Below are 5913 nucleotides of genomic sequence, written 5' to 3'. Positions count from 1 at the left end.
GCGCCGAACTGCGCCGGCGCCCAGCGCCCGCCGGCCGCGCCCGCCAGCGCCGCGGCCAGCACCACCCAGGGGAACGGGATGCGCAGCACCGAGATGGCAACGAAGCTGAGAACGGCGATCAGCCACGGCAGCGGCGTGCTGCGCGGGTCCTTCAGCGTGCGGCTGCCGATGCGCCACACGGCCTGCAGCACGATGGCCGCCACCGCGGGCTTGATGCCGTAGAACAGGCCGGCCACCCAGTCCACATTGCCGAAGGCCACGTAGATCCAGCTGAGCGCGATGAGGATGAACAGCGAGGGCAGCACGAACAGGCCGCCGGCCACGACGCCGCCCCAGGTGCGGTGCATCAGCCAGCCGATGTAGGTGGCCAGCTGCTGCGCCTCGGGGCCGGGCAGCACCATGCAGTAGTTCAGCGCATGCAGGAAGCGCCGCTCGGAGATCCAGCGCTTTTGCTCCACCAGCTCGCGGTGCATGATGGCGATCTGCCCGGCCGGCCCGCCGAAGCTGATGAAGCCCAGCCGCAGCCAGAAGCGCAGCGCTTCGTGGAACGGAATGGTGTTCAAGCGCCGGCCTCCGTGGCTTCGTGCGCCAGCCACTGGTGCGTTTCGCCGCGCGCCGTGGCGCACCAGGCGTACAGCGCGTCGTACACCGGCAATGCGGCGCGCAGCATGGCGTGGTCGTCGTCCGCGTGCAATGCGGACAGGCCGAGCGACACGGCCAGCAGGCCGGCCGCCTCGGGTGCCAGGCGCAGCCGATCGGTGTCGGCGCCGCGCACGATCAGCGCAAGCGCCTCGAGCGCCGGGTCCTGCAGGCCGAAGGCCTGCAGCAGCGCGTCGAAGCTGCAGCGCTCCCACGCATGGCTGATCGGCGCGCCGGGAATGTCGTACGGCACGGCGTCCAGGCGCCGCGCTTCGTCCAGCACGCGCTCGGTGGCCACATAGAAGAATTCGGCCTGCGGATCGATGAAACGCAGCACCAGCCAGGGACAGGCGATGCGGTCGATCTTCGGCCGCGCGCGCGTGATCCAGCGCGACGGCCGCTCGCCGGTCACGCCCAGGTCGGGGCGCTTGCGGATCGTGGGCAGGGGCTGCGCGCGCCATTGCGCGATGTCGCCGGCGGCGTCCACGCCATCCTCGCCGCCTTCCAGCCCGCCGGCCAGGAAATGGGCGGTCCAGCCGGCGCGGCGCAATGCCAGTGCGGCGTCGCGGCCGACGTCGTGGCCGTGCACGCAATACACCACCGCCTCGCGCGGCGCCTGGCTGCGCGCGAAGGCCTCGACGTCATCCGGTGCGCAGTGGCGAGCGCCGGCGACCAGCTGGTCGCTGTCGTTGAAGCGGGGCGGGCGGCGCACGTCGAGCACCAGCGGCGCATCGGCGCGGCCAATGAGGGAATGCAAACGGGAACGGGAAATCGAGAGATCCTGGGCGGTGTCCATTGAAGAAACTCCATGCGAGTTGCCCAGCGCTTGGACGGGACACCGTCTCATCTCCGAGAAGATCCGGGAGGCTGTGATCCCGTGCGTGGCATCTTAGCAGCGATGCCGCGCCGTACTTCAACCCCTGTACTTCAGCCCCGCTCGAACTTGAACACCGCCGTGCTGGCAGTCAGGTTGGGCAGGAAGCGCCGCTCGCCGCCGCCCTGCAGGCCGAAGGCGTCCAGGATGCTCAGGCGGTTCCTGGTGGCCAGCACCTCGAAATCCTTGAAGGTGCCCACGCGGATGTTGGGCGTGTCGTACCACTGGTAGGGCAGGCGCCGCGTGACCGGCATGCGCCCGCGCAGCACCGACAGGCGGTTGGGCCAGTGCGCGAAATTGGGGAATGCCACGATGCCGACCTTGCCCACGCGCGCCGTCTCGCGCAGCATGGTTTCCGCGTTGCGCAGGTGCTGCAGGGTGTCGATCTGCAGCACCACGTCGAACGAGCCCTCGTCGAACATCGACAGGCCTTCTTCCAGGTTCAGCTGGATCACGTTCACGCCGCGCTTGGCGCAGGCCAGCACGTTGTCGTCGTCGATCTCGATGCCGTAGCCGCTGCAGCCGCGCTCGCGCTGCAGCAGGTCCAGCAGCGCGCCGTCGCCGCAGCCCAGGTCGAGCACGCGCGCACCGGTGGGCACCAGGCGGGCGATGGAATGCAGCACGGTGCGTTCGCTCATTGCGCCGCTCCCAGGTCGCGCGCGATGCGCTCGAAATAGGAGCGCACCACGCCCAGGTAGCGCGCATCCTCCAGCAGGAACGCGTCGTGCCCGTGCGGCGCGGCGATCTCGGCGTAGCTGACGTCGCGGTTGTTGTCCAGCAGCGCCTTGACGAGCTCGCGGCTTCGCGCCGGCGCGAAGCGCCAGTCGGTGGTGAAGCTCACCAGCAGGAATTTCGCGGTGGCCGCCGCCAGCGCTTTCGCCAGGTTGCCGTCATGGCCGCGCGCCGGATCGAAATAGTCGAGCGCGCGCGTGATCAGCAGGTAGGTGTTGGCATCAAAGTACTCGCTGAACTTGTCGCCCTGGTAGCGCAGGTAGCTTTCGATCTGGAACTCGATGTCCTGGGTGCTGTACTTCAGCGTGAGCCCTTCGCGCAGCTGCCGCCCGAATTTCTCGTTCATCACGTCGTCCGACAGGTACGTGATGTGGCCGATCATGCGGGCGATGCGCAGGCCCCGCCGGGGCACCACGCCGTGCTCGTAGAAATGGCCGCCGTGGAAGTCCGGGTCGGTGACGATGGCGCGGCGCGCCACCTCGTTGAAGGCGATGTTCTCGGCGTTCAGGTTGGGCGCGCTGGCCACCACCACCGCGTGCGCCACGCGCTCGGGGTAGCGCAAGGTCCACGACAGCGCCTGCATGCCGCCCAGGCTGCCGCCCATCACCGCCGCCAGCCGCGCGACGCCCAGCCGGTCCAGCAGGCGCGCCTGCGCGTCGACCCAGTCTTCCACCGTCACCACCGGGAAGTCCGCGCCCCAGATGCGGCCGGTGTCGGGGTTGGCATGCATCGGCCCGGTGGAGCCAAAGCACGAGCCCAGGTTGTTGACGCCGATGACGAAGAAGCGGTCGGTGTCCACCGGCTTGCCGGGCCCGATCATGGTGTCCCACCAGCCTTCGGACTTCTCCTGGCCTTCGTACACGCCGGCCACGTGGTGCGACGCGTTGAGCGCGTGGCAGATCAGCACCGCGTTGCTTTTGTCGGCGTTGAGCGTGCCGTAGGTTTCGTAGGCCAGGCGGTAGTCGCGCAGCGAGGCGCCGCTTTGCAGCGCGAGCGGCTCGGCGAAATGCAGGGACTGTGGCGTCGCGATCAATGGCATGGCGGAAAAAGAAAAACCCGGGCTCGCTGCAAGACGAGGCCGGGTGATCGCGCTCTTGTCTTTAGCTGAACTTATTGAGCGCCCGCAAGCTGAGGCAAATCGGCGCTGGGGCGGAGTATATCAACCGGCCTCCGGCCAGTGGCAACCGCTGCCCGCCAATGGCATGCACGGTTGAGGCGCGCTTCTTGCTTGCTTTTGGTGCGCCCGCAGGTTTGCGGGCGAAAGCGCACCAATCACAAGCATTTCACCCAAAGAGGTTTTCATGGAAGCACTAAAACAGGGCTCGGACGTCCTGTTCATCCTGCTGGGCGCCATCATGGTCCTGGCCATGCACTCGGGCTTTGCCTTCCTGGAGCTGGGCACGGTGCGCAAGAAGAACCAGGTCAATGCGCTGGTGAAGATCCTGGTGGACTTCTCGGTGTCCACCGTCGCGTATTTCCTGGTCGGCTACGGCGTGGCCTACGGCACCAGCTTCCTGGTGGGCGCCGACCAGCTGATCGCGAAGAACGGCTACGAGCTGGTGAAGTTCTTCTTCCTGCTCACGTTCGCTGCCGCCATCCCGGCCATCATCTCCGGCGGCATCGCCGAGCGGGCGCGCTTCGGGCCGCAGCTGATCGCCACCGCCATCATCGTGGGGCTGGTCTATCCGCTGTTCGAGGGCGTGGCCTGGAACCAGCGCTTCGGCGTGCAGGCCTGGATCAAGTCGCTTACCGGCGAGGAGTTCCACGACTTCGCCGGCTCGGTGGTGGTGCACGCGGTGGGCGGCTGGCTGGCGCTGCCGGCGGTGCTGCTGCTGGGCGCGCGTGCCAACCGCTACCGCAAGGACGGCGCGATCTCGGCCCACCCGCCGTCCAACATCCCGTTCCTGGCGCTGGGCGCCTGGATCCTCACGGTGGGCTGGTTCGGCTTCAACGTGATGAGCGCGCAGACCATCGACAAGGTCTCCGGACTGGTCGCGGTGAATTCGCTGATGGCGATGGTGGGCGGCACGCTGGCCGCGCTGATCCTGGGCCGCAACGACCCGGGCTTCGTGCACAACGGCCCGCTGGCCGGCCTGGTGGCGGTGTGCGCGGGCTCGGACCTGATGCACCCGCTGGGCGCGCTCGCGGTGGGTGCCATCGCCGGCGTGGTGTTCGTCTCGATGTTCACGCTCACGCAGAACAAGTGGAAGGTGGACGACGTGCTGGGCGTGTGGCCGCTGCACGGCCTGTGCGGCCTGTGGGGCGGCATCGCCGCGGGCATCTTCGGCACCAAGTCGCTGGGCGGGCTGGGCGGCGTGAGCCTGGGCGCGCAGCTGATCGGCACCGCCATGGGCGTGGCCTGGGCACTGGTGGCCGGCTTCGCCGTCTACGGCGTGCTGAAGGCGGCGCTCGGGCTGCGGCTGTCGCCGGAAGAGGAATACGAGGGCGCCGACCTCGCGATCCACAAGATCGGCTCCACGCCCGAGCGCGAGGTCAACTGGTAGGCGTCGGGGTCGCGGTCGGTGCGCCCGCGAGGTGCGGCCAGACCCAGCGGTCCAGCGACCATCCGCCCGGCCCGTAGATCGCCAGCCCGGCCAGCAGCGCGCCCCAGAACACGTGCTGCTGCAAGGCTGCCGGTGCGATGTCCGGCAGCGACAGCGCCGCCACCGCGTTCACCACGAACAGGCCGAGCGCGGCGAAACGCCCGCCCAGGCCCAGCACCAGCAGCACCGGCAGCACCAGCTCGCCCGCGGTGCCCAGTGGCGCGGCAATCACCGGCGGCAGCAGCGGCACCTTGTATTCGTCGGCGAACAGCGCGAGCGTGGTGTCCCAGTCGCGGATCTTGGTCAGCCCGGACAGAAAGAACACCTGCGCGACGTAGAGGCGCGCGGCCAGTGCCGCGGCCGGCTGCAATGCGTCGAGCGCGGCGGAAAGCCGCTGCCACAGGGCCGTTGCGCGGCCGAGCCAGGATGCATGGATGCCGTTGTTCATGGTGTGTCCTCCCCAAGGGCCGAGATGTCGGTGCCCAGCACCAGGCCGCTTTGCACGGCGCCGGCCAGCCAGGCATTGAAATCGAGTTGCGGCGCCGCTTGCAGGGCGGCGTCCAGGCTGTCGCCGTGCAGCAGCGACGCGATGAAGGGCGCTTCGGCCGAATCCAGCGGGCGCACCCGCGGGCGCACGCCATCGCGCCAGACCAGCGCGCTTTCGGCGACCCGCGCGCGCAAGCGTTCGCCGGCCTGTTCGAGCGAGGGCTCGCCGTGCAGATGCGCAAGCACGATGCTGGCCACCGGCCATTGGCTGCCGATGCCGGCGGCGCCGGGACACAGCCGCAGGCGCAGCTGCGCGGGCTCCTGCTCCATCAGCAGCGCGAACGAGGCGACGTCGCGCTCGGCATCGGCAGCCGTCGCGGCGCCGTGCAGTGCCCATTCGAGCCGCGCCACATCGGCCAGGTAGGGTTCTTCGGCGGCCAGGTCGGGCAACATTTCGACGTGCGAGGCCAGCTGCGCACCCCACTGCGCAATATCGCCGCGGCCAGGTGGATGCCGCAGCCACAGGCTGACCGCCAGCGCGCCGAAGTTCTCCTGGCCGAGCAGCTGCGCGGTCACGGGGTAGGCGCCGGCGAGCGCGCGGCAGGCCAGTTCGCGGCCGCTGCTGCGGTAGGCGCGCAG

General features: G+C 69.4%; 7 protein-coding genes. 1 reads left to right on the top strand and 6 read right to left on the bottom strand.

Annotated elements, in window-relative coordinates:
* From H0U68_RS12880 to H0U68_RS12865, 4 genes are all read right to left on the bottom strand, one after another.
* Positions 1-563, bottom strand: a 563-nt coding sequence (locus H0U68_RS12880) for a chromate transporter (RefSeq protein ID WP_296356175.1), incomplete at its 3' end; no start/stop codon positions are given.
* A complete protein-coding gene (locus H0U68_RS12875; RefSeq protein ID WP_296356174.1) occupies positions 560-1435 on the bottom strand; it encodes a chromate resistance protein ChrB domain-containing protein in 876 nt (291 codons plus the stop codon). The genes H0U68_RS12875 and H0U68_RS12880, both read right to left, overlap by 4 nt.
* A 131-nt stretch (positions 1436-1566) precedes the next feature.
* Entirely contained in the window at positions 1567-2151 is a 585-nt protein-coding gene (gene metW / locus H0U68_RS12870; RefSeq protein WP_296356172.1) for a methionine biosynthesis protein MetW, read from the bottom strand.
* Entirely contained in the window at positions 2148-3284 is a 1137-nt protein-coding gene (locus tag H0U68_RS12865) for a homoserine O-acetyltransferase (RefSeq protein ID WP_296356171.1), read from the bottom strand. The genes metW and H0U68_RS12865 overlap by 4 nt, the downstream gene beginning before the upstream one ends.
* Before the next feature lie 262 nt (positions 3285-3546).
* On the opposite strand from H0U68_RS12865, the gene H0U68_RS12860 reads away from it, so the two are divergent.
* Positions 3547-4749 (top strand): ammonium transporter, encoded by a 1203-nt coding sequence (locus tag H0U68_RS12860; protein WP_296356169.1) that lies wholly within the window; start codon positions 3547-3549, stop codon positions 4747-4749.
* Here H0U68_RS12860 and H0U68_RS12855 read toward each other — a convergent pair.
* Both H0U68_RS12855 and H0U68_RS12850 read right to left on the bottom strand, forming a co-directional pair.
* Positions 4739-5236 carry a DoxX family protein gene (locus H0U68_RS12855; protein WP_296356167.1) on the bottom strand — a complete coding sequence of 166 codons (498 nt, stop codon included), beginning with the start codon at positions 5234-5236 and terminating at the stop codon, positions 4739-4741. The two genes, H0U68_RS12860 and H0U68_RS12855, sit on opposite strands and share 11 nt — an antisense overlap.
* Positions 5233-5913: putative DNA-binding domain-containing protein (locus H0U68_RS12850; RefSeq protein WP_296356165.1), on the bottom strand; the 681-nt coding region annotated here is incomplete at its 5' end. The genes H0U68_RS12850 and H0U68_RS12855, both read right to left, overlap by 4 nt.

It is taken from the genome of Ramlibacter sp., assembly GCF_013697775.1.
Taxonomy (GTDB): domain Bacteria; phylum Pseudomonadota; class Gammaproteobacteria; order Burkholderiales; family Burkholderiaceae_C; genus Ramlibacter.
This window is presented reverse-complemented; position numbering and strand designations above follow the sequence as displayed.

Bases quoted from the DNA above. Each gene is read 5' to 3' on its own strand.
- H0U68_RS12875 (WP_296356174.1), bottom strand. From the start codon at position 1,435: ATGGACACCGCCCAGGATCTCTCGATTTCCCGTTCCCGTTTGCATTCC.
- metW (WP_296356172.1), bottom strand. From the start codon at position 2,151: ATGAGCGAACGCACCGTGCTGCATTCCATCGCCCGCCTGGTGCCCACC.
- H0U68_RS12865 (WP_296356171.1), bottom strand. From the start codon at position 3,284: ATGCCATTGATCGCGACGCCACAGTCCCTGCATTTCGCCGAGCCGCTC.
- H0U68_RS12860 (WP_296356169.1), top strand. From the start codon at position 3,547: ATGGAAGCACTAAAACAGGGCTCGGACGTCCTGTTCATCCTGCTGGGC.
- H0U68_RS12855 (WP_296356167.1), bottom strand. From the start codon at position 5,236: ATGAACAACGGCATCCATGCATCCTGGCTCGGCCGCGCAACGGCCCTG.